At 66.2% G+C, this 18,616-nt stretch carries 15 protein-coding genes; 6 read left to right on the top strand and 9 right to left on the bottom strand.

The window, feature by feature from the left end; genetic code table 11:
- Window positions 1-18: 18 nt before the first annotated feature.
- The 4 genes from WDM91_14505 to WDM91_14490 form a co-directional block, all read right to left on the bottom strand.
- Window positions 19-1,401: an MFS transporter gene (locus WDM91_14505; protein MEI9995804.1), complete on the bottom strand. Its 1,383-nt coding sequence runs from the start codon at window positions 1,399-1,401 to the stop codon at window positions 19-21.
- A gap of 40 nt (window positions 1,402-1,441) precedes the next feature.
- Entirely contained in the window at window positions 1,442-2,524 is a 1,083-nt protein-coding gene (locus WDM91_14500; GenBank protein ID MEI9995803.1) for an acyl-CoA dehydrogenase family protein, read from the bottom strand.
- 4 nt (window positions 2,525-2,528) lie between these two features.
- A complete protein-coding gene (locus tag WDM91_14495) occupies window positions 2,529-3,710 on the bottom strand; it encodes an acyl-CoA dehydrogenase family protein (GenBank protein ID MEI9995802.1) in 1,182 nt (393 codons plus the stop codon).
- A 221-nt stretch (window positions 3,711-3,931) separates the two neighbouring features.
- Complete coding sequence (locus tag WDM91_14490) at window positions 3,932-5,104, bottom strand: acetyl-CoA C-acetyltransferase (protein ID MEI9995801.1); 1,173 nt, start codon at window positions 5,102-5,104, stop codon at window positions 3,932-3,934.
- A gap of 163 nt (window positions 5,105-5,267) precedes the next feature.
- On the opposite strand from WDM91_14490, the gene WDM91_14485 reads away from it, so the two are divergent.
- The 4 genes from WDM91_14485 (at window position 5,268) to arsC (ending at window position 9,086) form a co-directional block, all read left to right on the top strand.
- Window positions 5,268-6,830, top strand: a complete 1,563-nt coding sequence (locus WDM91_14485) for an alkaline phosphatase D family protein (GenBank protein ID MEI9995800.1) — start codon at window positions 5,268-5,270, stop codon at window positions 6,828-6,830.
- Between the two features lie 24 nt (window positions 6,831-6,854).
- Window positions 6,855-8,018, top strand: coding sequence for a PLP-dependent aspartate aminotransferase family protein (locus WDM91_14480; GenBank protein ID MEI9995799.1), 1,164 nt, complete (start codon window positions 6,855-6,857; stop codon window positions 8,016-8,018).
- Window positions 8,019-8,079: 61 nt separating this feature from the next.
- Window positions 8,080-8,706, top strand: a complete 627-nt coding sequence (locus tag WDM91_14475; protein MEI9995798.1) for a hypothetical protein — start codon at window positions 8,080-8,082, stop codon at window positions 8,704-8,706.
- Window positions 8,703-9,086, top strand: coding sequence for an arsenate reductase (glutaredoxin) (gene arsC / locus WDM91_14470; GenBank protein ID MEI9995797.1), 384 nt, complete (start codon window positions 8,703-8,705; stop codon window positions 9,084-9,086). Before WDM91_14475 ends, arsC begins: the two co-directional genes overlap by 4 nt.
- Window positions 9,087-9,098: 12 nt before the next feature.
- On the opposite strand, the gene WDM91_14465 is transcribed toward arsC, so the two are convergent.
- The 3 genes from WDM91_14465 to WDM91_14455 all read right to left on the bottom strand — a co-directional run bounded on the left by WDM91_14465 (window position 9,099) and on the right by WDM91_14455 (window position 10,406).
- Window positions 9,099-9,371, bottom strand: coding sequence for a hypothetical protein (locus WDM91_14465; protein MEI9995796.1), 273 nt, complete (start codon window positions 9,369-9,371; stop codon window positions 9,099-9,101).
- A gap of 64 nt (window positions 9,372-9,435) precedes the next feature.
- Window positions 9,436-9,639, bottom strand: a complete 204-nt coding sequence (locus tag WDM91_14460) for a cold-shock protein (GenBank protein MEI9995795.1) — start codon at window positions 9,637-9,639, stop codon at window positions 9,436-9,438.
- A 488-nt stretch (window positions 9,640-10,127) separates the two neighbouring features.
- Entirely contained in the window at window positions 10,128-10,406 is a 279-nt protein-coding gene (locus tag WDM91_14455; GenBank protein MEI9995794.1) for a helix-turn-helix transcriptional regulator, read from the bottom strand.
- 1,075 nt (window positions 10,407-11,481) lie between these two features.
- Between WDM91_14455 and WDM91_14450 the strand changes: the two genes are divergently transcribed.
- Window positions 11,482-12,627, top strand: a complete 1,146-nt coding sequence (locus WDM91_14450) for a reverse transcriptase domain-containing protein (GenBank protein ID MEI9995793.1) — start codon at window positions 11,482-11,484, stop codon at window positions 12,625-12,627.
- A 1-nt stretch (window position 12,628) separates the two neighbouring features.
- Here the strand turns inward: WDM91_14450 and uvrB are convergent, their stop codons facing one another.
- Window positions 12,629-15,082 carry an excinuclease ABC subunit UvrB gene (gene uvrB / locus WDM91_14445; protein MEI9995792.1) on the bottom strand — a complete coding sequence of 818 codons (2,454 nt, stop codon included), beginning with the start codon at window positions 15,080-15,082 and terminating at the stop codon, window positions 12,629-12,631.
- Between the two features lie 130 nt (window positions 15,083-15,212).
- On the opposite strand from uvrB, the gene WDM91_14440 reads away from it, so the two are divergent.
- Entirely contained in the window at window positions 15,213-17,015 is a 1,803-nt protein-coding gene (locus WDM91_14440; GenBank protein MEI9995791.1) for a RiPP maturation radical SAM C-methyltransferase, read from the top strand.
- 28 nt (window positions 17,016-17,043) lie between these two features.
- Here the strand turns inward: WDM91_14440 and WDM91_14435 are convergent, their stop codons facing one another.
- Complete coding sequence (locus WDM91_14435; protein MEI9995790.1) at window positions 17,044-18,600, bottom strand: hypothetical protein; 1,557 nt, start codon at window positions 18,598-18,600, stop codon at window positions 17,044-17,046.
- Window positions 18,601-18,616: the final 16 nt, after the last annotated feature.

The raw sequence follows: 18,616 nt of genomic DNA, 5'->3' as shown, positions 1-18,616 counted from the left end.
CCGGAGCGGCGCCCGGTCCTATGGCTTGCGGAGCGGGCTTTGGCCCGTGCGATCGAAAAGCCGCAGGCTGGAGACGGCTGCTGCGACCAGGGAAAATCCGGCGCCGACATAGAGCGAGACGATCGCGCCGCCGCCCGGCGCGCGCGCGAACAGGAGCGCCACCAGCGCCGCGCCGATCGTCTGGCCGAGCAGGCGCGCGGTACCCAGCATCCCACTCGCGCCGCCCGAGCGTTCCCGCGGCGTCGCGCCGATCATCGCGCGGTTGTTGGGCGACTGGAACAAGCCGAAACCCGCGCCGGCCAGTGCCATGCGCCAGGCGATATCCGCGACGGCGGGATGCGCCGGGAGGAAGCCGAGTGCCAGCAGGCCGGCGGCGAAGACGATCAGGCCGATGGCACCCAGGAGACCCGCGGGATAACGGTCGGCGAGCCGGCCGGCAATGGGCGAGACGAGTGCGGTGGCAATAGGCCAGGGCGTGATGAGCAGGCCGGTCTGCACCGCGCTGAACTGCATCTCGCTTTGCAGCAGGAAAGGCAGCGCCACCAGCGCCAGCATCTGTGCTGCGAAGGAGCAGATCGAGGTGCCGATGGAAAGCGCGAAGATCGGAATGCGCATGAGGTCGACCGGCAGCATGGGCGCCGGCGTGGTCGCCTCCCGCCGCACCATGATGAATCCGATGGCGAGGGTGGCGGCGAATTCGGCGGCGGACAGCGCGAGGGACTCGCCATGGCCGAAGGCGTCGATGCTCGCGATCAAAAGCCCGAACATCAGCGCCACCAGAAGGGCGCCGGGGACGTCGAAGGCATGCTTGGCGCGAGGCGTATGCGGCAAAGCGCGGAGCGCAATGACGATCGCGGCCAGCCCGAACGGAATGTTGACGGCGAACAGCCAGGGCCAGGTGCCGAGCGACAGGATGGCGCTCGCGACCGTCGGCCCGGCCGCGGCGGAGATCGCCACGATCAGCGTGTTGAGCGAAAGCCCGCGGCCCAGCTTGGCGTGCGGATAGATGAAGCGGACCAGGGCGGCGTTGACGCTCATGATCCCGGCGCCGCCGAATCCCTGCATGACGCGCGCGATCGCGAGCAGCGGCAGCGTATGGGCGAGAGCGCAGAACAGCGAGGCGGCGGTAAAGAGGATGAGGCCTGCGGTGTAGATCTTGCGATAGCCGACGATGTCGCCCAGCGCCGCAAGCGGCAGCAATGAGATGGTGATCGCGAGCTGATAGCCGTTGACGATCCAGATCGAGAGCGCCGGGCTGGCGTTGAGGTCGGCCGCGATGGTCGGCAGCGCGACATTGGCGATGGCGGAATCCATCACCGCCATGATGATGCCGAGCGCGATGGTGAGAATGGCCCAGTGGCGCTGGGGCGTGGGAAGTCCGTCGGGATGAACGATCGTCATGCGTCCCTGTACCTTCCCTTTCAGGGGAGGTACAGGTCGGTTAATTCCCCACCCAGCCCTGCGCCACCGCTGCATCGTGGCGGACCTTCTCCGGCCCGCCCAGCGCCTGGCGGTCGAAGCCGATGCGCTTGAACCAGTAATGCAGGCCGAGGAGGTCGGTGAAGCCCATGCCGCCATGCACTTCGGTCGCGGTGCGGGCCACGAAGGTGCCGACCTCCGAGGTATGGGCCTTGGCATGCGCCGCCATCCGCCGTGCCTGGTCGGGGAATTCATCGAAAGCGTAAGCCGCGTACCAGATGAGCGCGCGGCAAGGCTCGAGCTCGGCGATCATCTCGGCGCATAGATGCTTGACCGCCTGGAAGGAGCCGATGACGCGGCCGAACTGCTTGCGTTCCTTGGCGTAATCGACCGCTTTCTCGATCATGCGGCCGCCGGCGCCCAGCGTATCGGCCGCCAGCATCACGCGGCCCGCATCGACCATGCGGTCGAGCGCGGCTTGCGGATTCTCGGACAGCGGCTCGGCGTCGACGGCGTCGAAGTTCAGCTCGCCGATGGCGCGGGTTGCATCAATGGTCGGGAGCGCGGTGCGCTCCAGCCCTTTCGCCTCGGCGTCGACGATGTGCAAGCCGCCGAACGCGTCGGCGACGACGAAGATGTCCGCTCCCGCGAAGTCGAGCACGAACAGAGCCTTGCCCGAGAGCTTGCCGTTCTTCGCCGCCACGCCCGCTTTCGCGCGCGCGCCCGCGGCGTGTTCGGAAAGCGCGACGCCGGCGATCAATTCGCCGGTTGCGAGATTGGGGAGGTATCGCTCCTTCTGCGCCTGGGAGCCGGCGCCGAGCAAGGCCAGCGGCGCCATCACCGAACTGGCGATGAAGGGCACCGGCGCGACGTGGCGTCCGAGCATCTCCGCCGCCAGCGCCGCATCGAGCAGCCGCAGGCCGAGGCCGCCGAATTCCTCGGGCACCAGGATCCCGGTGACGCCGAGTTCTGCGATGGCCTTCAGCACGTCCGGCGCGGCGCCGTCCGCCGCCTTGCGCACCCGCTCGAGCGGGCAGACGCGCTCCAGCGTGCGCCCCAGGCTCTCCTGCATCATCTTCTGGTCGGAGGTCAGGCCGAATTCCATTGCGCTAAACCTTCGCCGGCTTCGGCTCGCGCGGCATGCCCAGCCCGCGCTCGGAGATGATGTTCTTCTGGATCTGCGCCGTGCCGCCGCCGATGATCAGGCCGAGGTCGAACATGTAGCTCCATTGCCAATTGCCGCCGTTCCGGATGTGCGGCGAATTGTTGTAGAGCATGCCGAGCTCGCCCAGCGCGTCGATCGCGAACGCCGCGAGCTGGTGGTTGAGCTCGCAGCCCATCAGCTTGACGATCAGCCGCGCCACGCCGGGATCCTCGCCCTTGAGGCCGGCCGTCAGCAGGCGCAGGCCGTGGAATTCCATCGCATGCACCCGCGCCTGCAGCTTGAGCAGGCGGTCGCGCAGCGCCGGATTGTCCATCAGGCGCCGGCCGTCGACATCCTCCGTCTGCATCAATTCGACGATGGCCTTGAGCCGCGTGCCCGCCTGGTTGGGATCGCCCAGCATGCCGCGCTCATGCTTGAGCGTCGCGTTGGCGACCATCCAGCCTTGCCCGCGCCCCGCGACGACATCGGTCTTGGGCACGCGCACATCGGTGAAGAACACTTCGTTGAACTCGGCGCGCCCGGTCATGGTCACCAGCGGCCGCACCTCGATGCCGGGCGTCGTCATCGGGAAGATCAGATAGGAGATGCCTTCATGCTTGGGCGCGTCGGGCTCGGTGCGCACCAGGCAGAACATCATGTCGGCCTGCGCCGCGGTCGAGGTCCAGATCTTCTGGCCGTTGATGACGAAGTCGTCGCCGTCTTCGATGGCGCGGGTGGTGAGCGCCGCAAGGTCGGAGCCGGCGCCCGGCTCGCTATAGCCCTGGCACCAGATGATCTCGCCGCGCAGCGTGGGCGCGATGTATCTGCGCTTCTGTTCCTCGGAGCCGACTTCCAGCAAAGTGGGCACCAGCATGGAGATGCCCTGGCCGCTCATGCCCATGGGCAGGCCGGCGGCGAGGAATTCCTCCGCGATGATGCGCGACTTGAGGACGTCCGGCGCGGCGCCGAAGCCGCCATAGGCCTTCGGGATGGTGCGCGCGGCATAGCCGTGCTCGATCAGCAGGAGCTGCCAGTCGCGCATGTCGCCGCCCAGGGCGCCGCGCGGCGCGCGGTCCGCATATTTCGCCGTGAAGGCGCGGACTTCGTCGCGGAAGGCTTGATATTCGGGGCCGTAGGAGAGGTCCATTTTAAGCTCCGCTGTCATCCCCGGCGAGCGCTCGCGTCAGCGAGCGTGAGGGACCCCGTAGCGACAGCGTGCGGGGACCCAGGTGTTGCCGAAAGAAAAACTCTCGACAGATTATCTGCACCGCACTTGTCGCACCACCTGGGTCCCCGCACGCTGTCGCTACGGGGTCCCTCACGATCCTTCGGATCGTTCGGCCGGGGATGACAAGCGCAGCTTGTTACTTACAGCCGCTCGACGATCGTCACATTGGCGAGGCCGCCGCCTTCGCACATCGTCTGCAGGCCCCACGTCTTGTTGCGATCCTTGAGCGCATGGAGAAGCGTGGTCATCAGCTTGGTGCCCGAGGCGCCGAGCGGATGGCCGAGCGCGATGGCGCCGCCGTTGACGTTGAGGCGCGACGGATCGGCGCCTGTGTCCTTCAGCCAGGCGACGGGGACCGAGGCGAACGCCTCGTTGACCTCGAACAGGTCGATGTCGTCGATCTTCATGCCGGCCTTCTCCAGCGCGCGCTTGGTCGCGGGCAGCGGAGCTTCGAGCATGATCACCGGATCGCCGCCGATCACCGTCATGTGATGGATGCGGGCGAGCGGCTTGACGCCGAGCGCCTTCAGGCCCTTCTCGTTGACGACCAGCACGCCCGAGGCGCCGTCGCAGATCTGCGACGAGGTCGCCGCGGTGATCGCGCCGCCTTCGCGCAGCAGCTTCACGCCCTTGATGCCGTCGAGCGAGACGTCGAAGCGGATGCCCTCATCGGCGGTGTGCTGCGACTCGGTGCCGTCCTCGGCCTTGATCGCCAGCGGCACGACCTCGTCCTTGAACTTGCCGCCCTGGGTCGCCGCGATCGCCTTCTTGTGGCTGTCATAGCCGAACTGGTCGAGCATCTCCTTGTTGAGGCCGTACTTGGTCGCCATCATCTCGGCGCCGATGAACTGGCTGAACTGGATGTTCGGATACTTCGCCTGCAGCTGCGGGCTCATATAGGTGCCCATGCCGTTCTGCATCGGCAGCGCGGCGCTGGCGCCCATCGGCACCCGCGTCATGCTCTCGATGCCCATCGCGATGACGGCGTCCATCGCGCCGGACATCACGGCCTGCGCCGCGAAATGCAGCGATTGCTGCGACGAGCCGCATTGGCGGTCGACCGAGGTGCCCGGCACATGCTCGGGCAGGCGCGAGGCCATCACCGCATTGCGCGCGACATTGATCGCCTGCTGGCCGACCTGGCTGACGCAGCCGCAGATCACGTCCTCGATCAAGGCCGGATCGGCTCCGCTGCGGTCCAGCAAGGCGTTGATCACCTGCGCGCCGAGATCGACCGGATGCCAGTCCTTCAGCTTGCCGCCGCGCTTGCCGCCCGCGGTGCGTGCCGCGGCCACGATATACGCTTCACCCATGACTCTAACTCCCGTGTTTTCTGGCGGTTGTTTTAGCACCGGGGAAAGCGCGCCGCACCGCCCAATATTGCGTCTTTTTAATTGCCGCAGCGGAAACGGCCTTGCACCGATACCAGACCGTCATGCAACTCTGCTTTGAAGCGGTGCTCACCGGAGGAATCCCATGGTCGACCTCGTCCTGCCGTCGCGGCGCACGCTTCTCAAAGGCCTCGGTCTGAGCGCCCTCGCGGCGCCTGCCCTCGCGAAAGGGCTGGCGGCGCCCTCCTGGAGCGGCAATCCGTTCAGCCTCGGCGTCGCGGCCGGCGCACCGTCGCGCGACGGCTTCGTGCTGTGGACGCGGCTGGCGCCGCAGCCGCTGGCCGACGACTCCGGCATGACCGGTGGGTCGCAGCATATCGGCTACGAGATCGCGAGCGACGATGCGATGCATCGCATCGTGCAGCGCGGCACGGCGGTCGCCGACGCGGCTTATGGCCATTCGGTGCACCACCAGGTGCGCGGCCTCGAGCCCGGGCGGCCCTATTGGTATCGCTTCACCTCGGGTGCGGCGGACAGCACGATCGGGCGCGCCATGACGTTGCCCGATCCGCGCAACGCGGCGCTGAACTTCGCCTATTTCTCCTGCTCGAATTACGAGGCGGGCTATTTCTCCGCCTACCGCCACGCGGCGGAGGAGAATCCGGATTTCGCGATCTTCCTCGGCGACTACATCTACGAATATGTCGACACCAAGCATCCCACGGTGCGCACCCATTCGGGCGGCAAGGAGTGCGAGACGCTCGCCGAATACCGTGCCCGCTATACCCAATACCGCCTCGATCCCAATCTTCAGTTCCTCCATGCGAGCGTGCCGGCGCTGGTGACCTGGGACGATCACGAGGTGCAGAACGACTATGCCGACAAATGGGGCGAGGATTTCCAGGATCCGCAGGCCTTCCTGGCGCGCCGCGCCGCCGCCTATCGCGCCTTCTACGAATTCATGCCGGTCAAGCCGGTGTTCTCGCAGCCGCATGGCCCGAACATGCGGCTCTACGACCGCTATGATTTCGGCGACCTGCTGCGCGTCGATCTGATCGACGGGCGGCAATATCGCAGCCGCGAGGCCTGCTACGGCCAGCCCAAGAAGGGCGGCGGCCATATCGAGACGCCGGCGAGCTGCCCGGAGCTGATGGACCCGTCGCGCTCGCTGATCGGCCTCGTCCAGGAGAAATGGCTGTTCGACGGACTGGCGACCTCGAAGGCGCACTGGAACGTGATCGCCAATGACGTGCTGATGGCGCGTCTGCGCCAGGGCGGACAGGACAGCTATTGGACCGACGACTGGGACGGCTATCCCAAGAGCCGCGAGCGCCTGCTGCAGCATATCGCGGCGGCGAAACCGTCCAATCCCGTCGCCATCACCGGCGACATCCATTCCTTCTGGGCCAACGATCTCAAGGCCGATTTCGACGATGCCGCATCGCCGGTGATCGCCAGCGAGCTGGTGGGCACCTCCATCACCTCGAACCCGCCGCCTTACGAGGTGTTCAAGGGCTTCCTGCCCGACAACCCGCATGTGAAATTCTTCGACAGCCGGCCGCGCGGCTATGTCAGCGTCGCGCTCACCGCCGACGCGATGACGGCGAAATTCCAGACCGTCTCCGACGTGAAGGATCCCAACGCGGCCCTGTCGACGCTCCAGACCTTCGTGGTCGAGAACGGCAAGCCCGGGCCGGTTGCCGCGTAACGCCGGGCCATGCGAGCATCACGCATGGCCGGTAACGACGATGCGCCGAAGATGAGCCCCGCGACGGTCGCGGCGCAGGCGCTCGGCTGGATCGACGAGAAGACGCGCGGCGTCTCGCCGCCGCTGCATCCCTCCTCGACCTTCCTGCGCGATCCGGACAACCAGTACCGCTCCGGCCGGGTCTATGCCCGGGCCGACAACCCGACCTACGACCAGGCGGAGGCGGTGCTGGCGAGCCTGGAGAACGGCGCCGGCGCGGCGCTGTTCGCCAGCGGCATGGCGGCGGCGACCGCGGTGTTCCTGTCGCTCGAACCCGGCGACCATGTCGTGGCGCCCAAGGTGATGTATTGGCTGCTGCGCAGCTGGCTGCTGGACTTCGCGACCCGATGGGGCCTCGACGTCGATCTTGTCGACATGACGGATCTCGCGGCGCTGAAGGCCGCAATGCGTCCGGGCCGGACGAAGCTGGTCTGGCTGGAGACGCCGGCGAATCCCACCTGGGAGATCACCGATGTCGCAGCCGCTGCCGAGATCGCGCATGCGGCGGGCGCGCGGCTGGCGGCGGATTCGACGGTGGCGACGCCGGTGTTCACCCGGCCGCTCGATCTCGGCGCCGATCTCGTGATGCATTCGGCGACCAAATATCTCAACGGCCATTCCGACCTCGTGGGCGGCGCGCTGGTGACGCGGACGGAGGACGCGGCCTGGGCGCGGCTGAAGACGCTGCGCTCCCAGCTCGGCGGCGTGCCGGGGACGTTCGAGGCCTGGCTGCTGCTGCGCGGCATGCGCACGCTGTTCCCGCGGGTCCGCACCGCGGCGGCGAGCGCGATGGCCATCGCCGACCATTTCCGCGGCCACCCCCTGGTCGAGGATGTGCTCTATCCCGGGCTGACGAATTTTCCCGGCCACGAAATCGCGGCGCGACAGATGACCGGCGGCTTCGGCGGCATGCTGTCGATCCGCGTCAAGGGCGGCGAGGCGGCGGCGATCGCGACCGCCGCGCATGTCCGGCTGTGGAAGCGCGCCACCTCCATCGGCGGGGTCGAAAGCCTGATCGAACAGCGCGCCAGCGTCGAAGGCCCCGACACGTCGTGCCCGAAGGACCTGCTGCGGCTTTCGGTGGGGATCGAGGAAACGGCCGACCTGGTCGCCGATTTCGCGGCCGCGCTGGCGGCGGCGCAGCGCTGACGCGGCCTTCACGGGCCGCCGCGAATCGTGCAAGGCGGGAGGCGAGGCAAGAGCGAACCGCATGACCGCAAGGCTGGAACTCATCGTCGGGCCGATGTTCTCGGGCAAGACCGAGCTGCTGATCGCGCGGCTGCACCGCGCGCTCTATGCCAGGAAGCGGCTGCGCATCATCAAGCCGGCGCATGACACGCGGACCCAGGGCTTCATCGCGTCGCGCGCGGTCAATCCCGACGGCACGACCGAGGTGACCGACACGCTCTCCGCCGCGATGGTGCGCTCTGAAGAGGAGTTCTGGCGCATCGCGGGCGCCGACGACTACGACGTGCTGGCGGTCGACGAGGCGCAGTTCTTCCCGCTGGACGCGCCGCTGCGCGACAGCCTGGGCTGGTTCGGCCGCGCGGTGCGCGCCTTGCTGCGGCAGCGGCGCGACAGCGCGCTGCGCATCATCGTCGCCGGGCTCGACATGGACTTCCAGGAGAATCCGTTCGGGCCGATCCCCGGCCTGATGGCCATCGCGGATTCGGTCGAGAAGCTCACCGGCGTCTGCATGGTGTGCGGCAGCGACCATGGTCACATCTCCCACCGCATCGTGCCGGGCGAGGCGCAGCTCGTGGTCGGCGACGCCGGCGAATACCAGGTGCGCTGCCGCGCCTGTTACGCGCCGCTTGGTGTGGAGAGCGGCGCATGACGGTCACGCTCTATCACAACCCGGCGTGTTCGAATTCGCGGGGCGCGCTGGCGCTGCTGACGGCACGCGGCATCGCGCCGGTGATCGTGGACTATCTCGAGACGCCGCTGTCGCGCGAAGCGCTGGCCGAACTCGCGAACCGTCTCGCGGCGACGGCGGGCGCAGCCTGGCCCGGCCTGCGCGACGGGATGATGCGGACGAAGGAAGCGGCTTACACCGAACTCGGCCTCGCAGCGGCCGGCGATGCGGCGCTGCTGGACGCGCTGGCGGCGCATCCGGTGCTGCTCAACCGGCCCATCGTGGTGGTGGAGCCGGGCGGCGGCGCGCCGATGCGGGCGGCGCTGTGCCGTCCGCCGGAACGCGTGCTGGATCTGCTGTAACGGCGCGGCGCGTCAGCCGAGGATGAAGGTCTTGCGCGGCTTCTTGGGCTTGGGCGGCGGCGCGTTCGCGGCGGCGAGGGCGGCGGCTTCGCGGTCGCTCTCTTCCTTGGCGAGGCGCAGGGCGCGCAGCTTGGCGGTGTTGGCGTCGGCGGCGACGCGCTCGAGCGCGAGCTCGCGCTGGATGGTGCCGCCGGGCTGGCGCGGCACGGCGAACTGGTCCATCGCCTTGCGGCGGATGCCTTCACGGCTGCGTGGCGGCGGATTGCGGGGATCGTGGAAGGCCATGGGATGTCCTTGCGGAGGAGGCGGCGCGGCGGCGACCGGAGCCGCCGCCGCGCGCCGATCCGACTTAGGCCGACTTCAGATTGACGGCTTTGCTGCCCTTGGCATCGGGCTGCGTGTCGAAGGAGACCTTGTCGCCTTCGTTGAGCGTGCGCATGCCGGCCGCTTCGAGGGCCGTGGCGTGGACGAACACGTCCTTGCCGCCGCCGTCCGGTGCGATGAAGCCGAAGCCTTTGGAGGTATTGAAGAACTTTACGGTGCCGATCGTCATGGTCGTTTTCCTGGTCTAAAGCGATTTCCCGCGCGCGCGATCATCGCGCGAACGGACGGGCGGCACGGACATCAGGATTGTCGGGAAGGGTTTCCATCGGCCGGCGCGCCTGCTGAGCGGGTCAGTGTCTTGGGAGCGCTTCGTCTGACGGGGCCGTGAAACCACGTAAGCCGGATAAGCGCCTTTCCTAACGGAATAGCAAGAGAGGAACGGGGGAACCCGGGACACCCGTCGCCGGCAAGATTGTTGCGCGAGACGTGGCCGGGACGGCGGTGCGCAATTTTCGCCCATTCAAACCACGGAAAGAGAGGGGGAGGGGGCGCCGCCTGTCCGGCATGCCAATCGGGTTCTCGGCTCTCAAGTGACTGATCGCGCGGGACGATCGGTCTCGCAGCGCATACCGCGAACCCGCCCGGCGCCACCGGCCGGGCCGCGAGCGCAGAACCGCCGCGCCGCGCGCACCGTCAAAGCTTCCAACACGCGCCAGACTAGCCCGCCTTGGACAGTTTGATCTCGACCTTGCTGCCGGTCGCCTTGGCGTGTTTGCGCAGCGAGGCGAGCGACGGCGACCGCCCGCTCTCCAGCCGCGCCACGGCGGACTGCGAGGTCCCCATGCGCCGCGCGACCTGCGCCTGGGTGAGCTTGGCGCGGGTGCGCGCGGCGAGCAACTCGTGGATCAGCGCGAACTCCTCTTCGAGCGCGTCGTAGGCCGCTTTGACCCTGGGGTCTTTCAGCTGTTGGCGCTTCCAGGCGGTAAAGCTCTTCATCCCCGAAATATACCAGAAATGAGATAGCTTGAGCCCCTTCCCATCGTCATCGCCCGCGCATGCGGGCGACCCAATTTTCCTAAGCCACCAAATGCGTACCCGGCGCATCACCTTCTCGAAGACCTGGTGACGGCGGCGCCACCGCGGGACCGCGAGGTGGAGGCGGCAAAGGCGAAGGCGCGCAGCAGGGAGAGGTTTGGAGTGCTCGGAGATAAGAGGCCAGGGGTGGTTTCCTCGCTAGCGAACACAGACTGCTTCACTCAGTCTGGCTAGGGGCCTGCGGATTCCTCGATCTTCTTTCGGTTGTCGACAGGAAGATTGCGCAACTGCTCTTGATCCGACTCGCTCAGTTCCCCATGTTCCATCTGTTTCGATCGCGCTGTCGCGGGCTGGGTCTTCGGATGCTGGTGCTGAGGGGCGCGGACGACACGACGGCCTAGCCGTGGTGTTGGGGATCGACGCGGCGCTAGACCACGGTCAAGCGTCGTGCTCCGAGAGACGCCGACCCTGGTCCATAAGCCTCAACGCCGAGGCCACGCTACGAATAATCGTACATCAATCGGCGAATAGGTTTTCTTACACGGGCAGGGCGGTCGCCGGGGTCGCTTTGCGGCTTGACTTTGCCAAAAACCCGCTAGGGTAGAGGCTGGAGAGATGCAAATGCGGTTCTGTAAAAACGCGCCAGATTGGCGCAACTGATTGTTGCGCTTTGCGCAATAATCGCGGCTTCGATCGCGCTGTCGCGGGCTGGGTCTTCGGATGCTGGTGCTGAGGGGCGCGGACGACACGACGGCCTAGCCGTGGTGTTGGGGATCGACGCGGCGCTAGACCACGGTCAAGCGTCGTGCTCCGAGAGACGCCGACATCTGAGGGTCGGGACTGCGTGGCAACAGTGAGCCCCAACCAACACAAGCATTCATTTCTCTTTGACAGGGCAACCAGTCGAGCGGTGCTTGAGGCCGCGTGGCGGCGCGTACACCCACGCTTGGAAAAATCAAAAGATGCTCGGACTCGTGCAGATGCAGCCGCCTTCGGCGATAGCGTTTATCTCAGCGTTACTAGACTTCAGAGATCCTTGAGAGACGGCAGCTATAAATTCTCACCTCAAAAAGGCATTTTGAAGAAACGTAAATCGAGCCCAGGCGAACCTCCAAAGGAACCCCGGCCCATTGTGGTCGCTCCTGCCAAAAACCGGATTGTGCAGCGCGCCATACTAGATGTCTGCCAGTCTGACGATATGACCACTAAGAAGAGATTGGGCGGACTGATCGAGGTCTTGCGGTGCCCCACTAGTGTCGGGGGGCTGCCAGAACGTGGCGTGCCCGAAGCCATAGCTCTGATTGGTCAGGCGATGGCAGCCGGTGCAACGTGGTATGTTCGCTCAGATTTGAAGGACTTCTTTCAGGCGGTTCCAAAACAAGCCGTGAAGGATTTTTTGGCTCAGAATATATCCGATTCAGAGTTTGTACGCGTATTCATGGATGCTCTCAGCACAGAGCTCGAAAATGAAGACGAAGTTCGCGCTCTCTTGCGCCTATTTCCAAAGGGCGAAATCGGCGTGCCGCAAGGCTCAGCGCTGTCTGCGCTATGCGCCAACATCGTTCTTGCGCAATTTGACTCTGAGTTTAATCGACGTGGCGTCGTTACAATTCGTTATTTGGACGACTTCGTAATATTGGGCCGAGGCAAAATAGCCACCGAAAAAGCATTTCGCGCTGCCGCGGCGCTGCTGAAGAAGTTGGGATTTGAATGTCACGACCCATTTGACAAGGGCTCCAAGAAGGCTGCCGCAGGGCCAGTTCACGTTGGATTTCAGTTTTTGTCGTTTGACCTCAAGCCGTCTCGCTTAGCTCCGTCCCGACAAGCTTGTGGTGACTTTCTTGCAGATATTGACGAAGCGATCGCCAAAGCGAAGAGCGCAATTGCAGGTAACGAAGATCAGCTGCGTCGTGCTGAGCCACGCTACATCCAGAGCCTCGCCCTGATTGATAGAAAAATTCGTGGTTGGGGCGATGCATTTCGCGCGTCGAATGATCGTTTGTTATTCGCTCAACTAGACTCGAAAGTCGACCAAAGGATCGCAGCATTTCAGAAGTGGTTTGAACGTCAAATTGCGGCCCGAAAAATTGAACAACGAAGGCGGCTTCTCGGCATAGCTCTGTTGAGCGACACGCCTAGCAATGATGCAGAAGAAAAGGCCAGCCGACTTCGTGTTGTTTGACCTACCGACTCCGACTCCCAAACGTCTTCGGCACGCCCGGCCGGCTCGCGCGCTGCATCCGCTTCCGGCTCGTCTTCTGGTGCTTCGGCCCGCCGCTGCGGCCACCGCTCTCGCCGTCTTCGTTCCCGGACCCATCGCGCACCGCCTTCAGGAACGCATCATCCACCGCGCGGTCCACTTCGCTCTGCCGGGCGAACGGGTCGTCGCTGATCGCCAGCTCCGTCGCGGTCAGGCGTTTGAGCTCGTCGCGCAGCCTAGCGGCCTCCTCGAACTCCAGGTCGGCGGCGGCCTCTTTCATCCGCTTTTCGATGTCGGCGATGGTGGCTTTGATGTTGTGGCCGACGAATTCCTTGCCGTCCTCGCTCATCCCCGTGTCGACCACGACATGGTCGCGCTCATACATCGAGCCCATGATGTCGGCGATGTTGCGCTTGATCGTGGTGGGCGTGATGCCGTGCGCCGCGTTGTAGGCGCGCTGCTTCTCGCGGCGCCGGCCGGTCTCGGCCATGGCGCGCTCCATCGAGCCCGTGATGCGGTCGGCATAGAGGATCACCTTGCCGTCCACGTTGCGCGCGGCGCGGCCGATGGTCTGGATCAGGCTGGTCTCGCTGCGCAGGAAGCCTTCCTTGTCGGCATCGAGGATGCAGACCAGGGCGCATTCGGGGATGTCGAGGCCCTCGCGCAGCAAGTTGATGCCGATCAGCACGTCGAAGGCGCCCAGCCGGAGGTCGCGGATGATCTCGATGCGCTCCAGCGTCTCGACGTCCGAGTGCATGTAGCGCACGCGGATGCCCTGCTCGTGCATGTATTCGGTGAGATCCTCCGCCATCTTCTTGGTCAGCGTGGTGACCAAAGCGCGGAAGCCCTTGCGCGCGTTGTCGCGGCATTCGGCAATCAGGTCGTCGACCTGGTGCTCGACCGGGCGTATTTCCACGGGCGGATCGATCAAGCCCGTCGGGCGGATCACCTGCTCGGTGAAGATGCCGCCGGTGCGCTCCATCTCCCACGGGCCGGGCGTCGCGCTGACATAGACGGTGGCGGGGCGCATCGCGTCCCACTCCTCGAATTTCAGCGGCCGGTTGTCGATGCAGGAGGGCAGGCGGAAGCCGTATTCGGCGAGCACCGATTTGCGGCGGTAGTCGCCTTTGTACATCGCGCCGATCTGCGGCACCGTCACATGGCTCTCGTCGGCGAAGACCAGCGCCTGGTCGGGGAGATATTCGAACAGGGTCGGCGGCGGCTCGCCGGGCTTGCGCCCCGTCAGCCAGCGCGAATAGTTCTCGATGCCGGCGCAGCTGCCGGTCGCCTCGATCATCTCGATGTCGAAGGTCGTGCGCTGCTCCAGGCGTTGCGCTTCCAGCAGCTTGCCGTTGGCGCGGAAGTTCGCGAGCGTCGTGATCAGCTCCGCCTTGATGCCCTTGATCGCCTGCTGCAGCGTCGGGCGCGGCGTGACGTAGTGCGAATTGGCGTAGATCTTGATCGTATCGAGCCCGCCATAGGGCCGCCCGGTCAGGGGATCGAACTCGGTGATGGAGTCGACCTCGTCGCCGAACAGCTCGACGCGCCAGGCGCGGTCTTCGTAATGCGCCGGGAAGATGTCGACCGTGTCGCCGCGCACGCGGAAGGCGCCGCGCACGAAATTGTTGTCGTTGCGGCGGTATTGCAGCGCGCTGAGCTGCTGCTGCATCTCCATCCGGTCGAGCTTCCTGCCCTTGGTGATGGTGACCGCGGTGCCGCTATAGGTCTCGACCGCGCCGATGCCGTAGATGCAGGAGACCGAGGCGACGATGATCACGTCGTCGCGCTCCAGGATCGCGCGCGTCGCCGAATGGCGCATGCGGTCGATCTCCTCGTTGATCGAGGAATCCTTCTCGATATAGGTGTCGGTGCGCGGGATATAGGCTTCGGGCTGGTAGTAGTCGTAATACGAGACGAAATACTCGACCGCGTTCTCCGGGAAGAAGCTCTTGAACTCGCTGTAGAGCTGCGCCGCCAGCGTCTTGTTGGGGGCGAGGATCAGGGCGGGGCGCTGGGTACGCTCGATCACCTGGGCCATCGTATAGGTCTTGCCCGAGCCGGTGACGCCGAGCAGCACCTGGTCGCGCTCGCCGATCACGCCATGGTTGACGACGTCCGGATTGTTCAACCCTTCGACGAGGTCCTTGATCGCGGTCGGCTGGTCGCCGGCCGGCTGGTATTCGGAGACCAGCTTGAAGCGCTTGCCGCCCTCGGATTTTTCCGGGCGGGTGGGGCGATGCGGCACGAAGACGGCGGCCTGGTCCGCGACGATCGCGGTTGCCTGCGTGTCGGCTCCGCCGACGGGGGGCGGCGCCGGATCATAGGCATCGCCGGCCGGCGCCAGTGGAACCGCTGCGACTGCGGCGCGGAACTTGGCCGCCGCCTCTTCCATCCCCTTGGAACGCGAGCCCTTGCCGCTCGATTTGCGGGGAACCATGCCGTTATTGTGCGCCATGGGGCCAATATAGGCGTTCACGGACGCCTTTGCAGCCCGGCCGCCGTCGCCTGCTGACAGAAAGATGCAGGGGGGCGCGTTCCACGCTAAGCTGGCGCAGAGGGAATCCCGCATGCACGCGACCGTTCGACAGACCGACATCTGCTTTGTCGTACCGGCTTTCGCGTCGGTGCAGCACTCGCCGCTGGGTGCCGCGGTGCTCACGGCCGCCTGCCGGTCCCGGGGGTTCACGGTCGGCTCGGTCTTCGCCAACCTCCTGCTCGCCGTGCGCGCGGGTTACGACCTCTATGAGGAGGTCTGCGCGGTCCTGCCCACGAAGCAGACCGGCGAATACGTCTTCAAGCCCTTCGCCTATGCGCCCGAGACGCTGTCGGACATTCCGGAGTTCGGCCAGCCGCCGCGTTCGCGCGAGCTCATCGACCTCATGCAGCCGTCGATCGCCGGGCACCTGGACGAGGTCGCCGCCGCGATCGCGGCGCACAATCCGCGCATCGTCGCGCTCACCAGCACCTTCCAGCAGAGCATGGGCGCTTTCGCGATCGCGCGCCGCGTGCGCGCGGTGCTTCCCGAGGCGCTGATCGTGCTCGGTGGCGCCAATGTCGCGGGCGTGATGGCGACGGGATTGGCCCGCGTGTTCGACTGCATCGACTATTTCTTCGACGGCGAAGGCGATATCGTCTTTCCGGCGTTCTGCGAGGACTACCTGCGCCGCGGGATACGGCCGCCGTCGCGCATCGTGCCCTGCGAGCCCGTCGCCGACATGGCGACGGTGCCGGCCGCGGACGAAACCGATTTCGCGGCGGCGTTGCGCGGCTTCCAGGCCGCCGGCCGGCTGCCGGCGTCCCTGCCGCACTTCGCCGATTACGAATCCTCGCGCGGCTGCTGGTGGGGCGCCAAGCACCACTGCACGTTCTGCGGCCTCAATGCCCGCGGCATGGCCTTCCGCGAAAAGACCGCCGACCGCGTCCTCGCCGAGATCGCCCAGGTCGCGGAGACCTGGCCCGGACGGCTGATCCGCACGGTCGACAACATCATGCCGACCAGCTTTTTCGACGCCGTCCTGCCGCGTCTCGCCGCCAAGACAAGCCGGCCGGACCTGTTCTACGAGGTCAAGGCGAACCTCAAGGAAGCGCAGATCGTCGCGATGCGGCGCGCCGGAATCGTCTCGATCCAGCCGGGGATCGAGTCGCTCTCGACCCCCGTGCTCAAGCTGATGCGCAAGGGCGTTTCGGCGCATCAGAACATCAATCTGCTGCGGCTGTGCGAGACCCATGGCGTGCGGGTCGGCTGGAACCTGATTTATGGCTTCCCCGGCGAGCAGGTCGAGCACTATCGCGAGGTCCTCGCGTTGCTGCCGGCGCTCGTCCATCTGTGCCCGCCGGACGGCTTTTCGCGCATCATGCTCGATCGCTTCAGCCCCTATCACAGCGACGGGCCGAGCTTCGGCATTTCCGCGATGGAGCCGTTCGAGAGCTATTACGGTCTTTATCCGCCGGACGCGCCGCTCGACGACATCGCCTACCACTTCTGGGGGCGTTATACGACGCCGTTCCTCGACGATGCGGTGCTGCGCGCCGCGTTCGCGGACGCGGTGAAGCGCTGGCAAGCGTCGTGGCGGGACGGGCGCAAGCCCAGGCTGCAGCTGGTCCGGACCAAGGGCGGCAAGCCGATGGTCGCGGACACGCGCGGCCTGACCTTGCCGGCGATCATCCCGCTTTCGGACGATGCCGACGAAGCGCTCGCCTTCTTCGAACGGCCGCGGCGGCCGGGCGAGCTGTCCCGCGCCGCGGCCGCCCATGCGGACGAACTCATCGCGCGCCGCTTCGTCGTCGCACATGAAGGCCTGCTGCTCAGCCTCGTCGTGCGTGAAGCGTCGCGCGAGACGGTTGCGGCCGTTGCCGCGGCCACAGCCTAGTCCCGCCGGAGACGTCTCCAGCGGCCTGCTAATCGTCGCCGAACAATTTGTAGGGATCGCTGGGCGAGTAGCTCAGCGACAGCATGATGGTCTTGTCGTCCAGCGTGGTCACGGTGCCGCCCGAGGCGCCGTAGGTGGCGTTGACCCAGACCCCGTTCTGCGGCGGATCCGACGTGCCGTTGGCGAAGAAGGTGCCGTTCAGCAGGCCGCCGAACAGCTTGTCGGCGCGCACGGACGCCGAGACCAGCCAGCGCGTGCCGGACTTGGAGAAGGTCTTGAACGCCGCGTCCGTGGCCTCGGTGTCCATATAGCCGATCTGGGCGGCGAAGCGCGTGCTGGCGGAATAGCGCTCCACTCCCACCCAGGCGTCGAACACGTTGGCCTTGAAGAGCGGCGTCGCCGTCACGCCCGTGGACACGTCCTCGGCGAAGCCCGCCCGCAAGGCGCCGCCGAGCATGAGGCTCGTCGTGTCGGAACCCAGATTCTTGGCGCTGGTGACGCCGGGATCGAAGACCCCGATCGGAAGCCGCCCGGAGATCCAGATCACGCCGCTGGTATCGGTGAAGTTCTCGACCTTGCCGGGCGTCCCGGACCACACCACGCCGCCGCCGATATCGAGATCCGCGCCCAGACGCGCGGCCGCGTTCGCCTTCGTCACGCAGGCATCGAGCGCGGTGGCGATGCCGAACTTCTTCGACAGGGTCTCGGCCGACGTGTCGATCGCGGCCCGGACTTTCGGGTCGAGGGCCCGCATGGCTTGCAAGGCGCCCGGCAGGTCCTTGGCGTCGACGGCCTTCTGTATCGCCTTGTCGGCATCGAATCGCGCACAGACCTGGCCCGGCTTCAGGCAGTCGTCGAGCGCGGCATAGCCGTCCGCCACGGCCGCCGCGACGCCGGGGTTGTCGGTGGCGTTTTCGACGCGGTCGGAGGTGCGGGAAAAGAAGTTGTAGGCCATGACGTCGTTGTCGCCGTTGAACGCGACCTTGTATTGATTCATCGCCGTGCCGTCGAAGACCCCGTCGACGCAATCGCTCCAGACATAGCCGCCCTTCGCGTCCGTCGCCGTGAGCGGATCGCTTTGTCCGAAGAGCGACGCGCTGAAGCCGAAGGCCAGGCGCGACGCCTTCGCCTTGGCCGGGCTGCCGCCGCCGTCGTCACCCATGAACAGCGCACCTTGGAGGCGCGTGCGATACGGCAACTGCTCCCAGAAATGGCCGTCGATGTATTGTTGATACGTGTCGGTCTGGGCCGAGCCCAATTGCTCCAGCCCCCACATCGCGGAAAAATCGAAGGAGAAGGCCTGCGAATCCTTCGAGCCGCCCCAGCTCGCCGGAACCGAAAAGACGAAGGGCTTCAGGGCGGCGGAGGGCGACGATATGGCGTTCGTCGTTCCGACCAGCGCCAGTGCCGGAGAAGTCGGGATGCCATAGTCGAAGGTGAACAGGTTCTTGTTGGTCGCAGCCTGCTGGATGATCTGCAGGGGTGCGGCCGGACTGGGCGCGTCCGCCAGGGCGGCGGAAAAGGGTGCCGCGCACAGCAGCACGGTGAGCGCGCGCAGATGCGCGCGCGATCGCAGAATCGTCATTTTGGACCTCGCACGG

Origin of the sequence: Rhizomicrobium sp., from assembly GCA_037200385.1 — a bacterium.
Classification (GTDB): Bacteria; Pseudomonadota; Alphaproteobacteria; order Micropepsales; family Micropepsaceae; genus Rhizomicrobium.
This window is presented reverse-complemented; position numbering and strand designations above follow the sequence as displayed.

What these genes read in the sequence shown, in the direction of transcription:
- WDM91_14505 (MEI9995804.1), bottom strand. Translation starts at nt 1,401, where the DNA reads ATGACGATCGTTCATCCCGACGGACTTCCCACGCCCCAGCGCCACTGG.
- WDM91_14500 (MEI9995803.1), bottom strand. Translation starts at nt 2,524, where the DNA reads ATGGAATTCGGCCTGACCTCCGACCAGAAGATGATGCAGGAGAGCCTG.
- WDM91_14495 (MEI9995802.1), bottom strand. Translation starts at nt 3,710, where the DNA reads ATGGACCTCTCCTACGGCCCCGAATATCAAGCCTTCCGCGACGAAGTC.
- WDM91_14490 (MEI9995801.1), bottom strand. Translation starts at nt 5,104, where the DNA reads ATGGGTGAAGCGTATATCGTGGCCGCGGCACGCACCGCGGGCGGCAAG.
- WDM91_14485 (MEI9995800.1), top strand. Translation starts at nt 5,268, where the DNA reads ATGGTCGACCTCGTCCTGCCGTCGCGGCGCACGCTTCTCAAAGGCCTC.
- WDM91_14480 (MEI9995799.1), top strand. Translation starts at nt 6,855, where the DNA reads ATGGCCGGTAACGACGATGCGCCGAAGATGAGCCCCGCGACGGTCGCG.
- WDM91_14475 (MEI9995798.1), top strand. Translation starts at nt 8,080, where the DNA reads ATGACCGCAAGGCTGGAACTCATCGTCGGGCCGATGTTCTCGGGCAAG.
- arsC (MEI9995797.1), top strand. Translation starts at nt 8,703, where the DNA reads ATGACGGTCACGCTCTATCACAACCCGGCGTGTTCGAATTCGCGGGGC.
- WDM91_14465 (MEI9995796.1), bottom strand. Translation starts at nt 9,371, where the DNA reads ATGGCCTTCCACGATCCCCGCAATCCGCCGCCACGCAGCCGTGAAGGC.
- WDM91_14460 (MEI9995795.1), bottom strand. Translation starts at nt 9,639, where the DNA reads ATGACGATCGGCACCGTAAAGTTCTTCAATACCTCCAAAGGCTTCGGC.
- WDM91_14455 (MEI9995794.1), bottom strand. Translation starts at nt 10,406, where the DNA reads ATGAAGAGCTTTACCGCCTGGAAGCGCCAACAGCTGAAAGACCCCAGG.
- uvrB (MEI9995792.1), bottom strand. Translation starts at nt 15,082, where the DNA reads ATGGTTCCCCGCAAATCGAGCGGCAAGGGCTCGCGTTCCAAGGGGATG.
- WDM91_14440 (MEI9995791.1), top strand. Translation starts at nt 15,213, where the DNA reads ATGCACGCGACCGTTCGACAGACCGACATCTGCTTTGTCGTACCGGCT.
- WDM91_14435 (MEI9995790.1), bottom strand. Translation starts at nt 18,600, where the DNA reads ATGACGATTCTGCGATCGCGCGCGCATCTGCGCGCGCTCACCGTGCTG.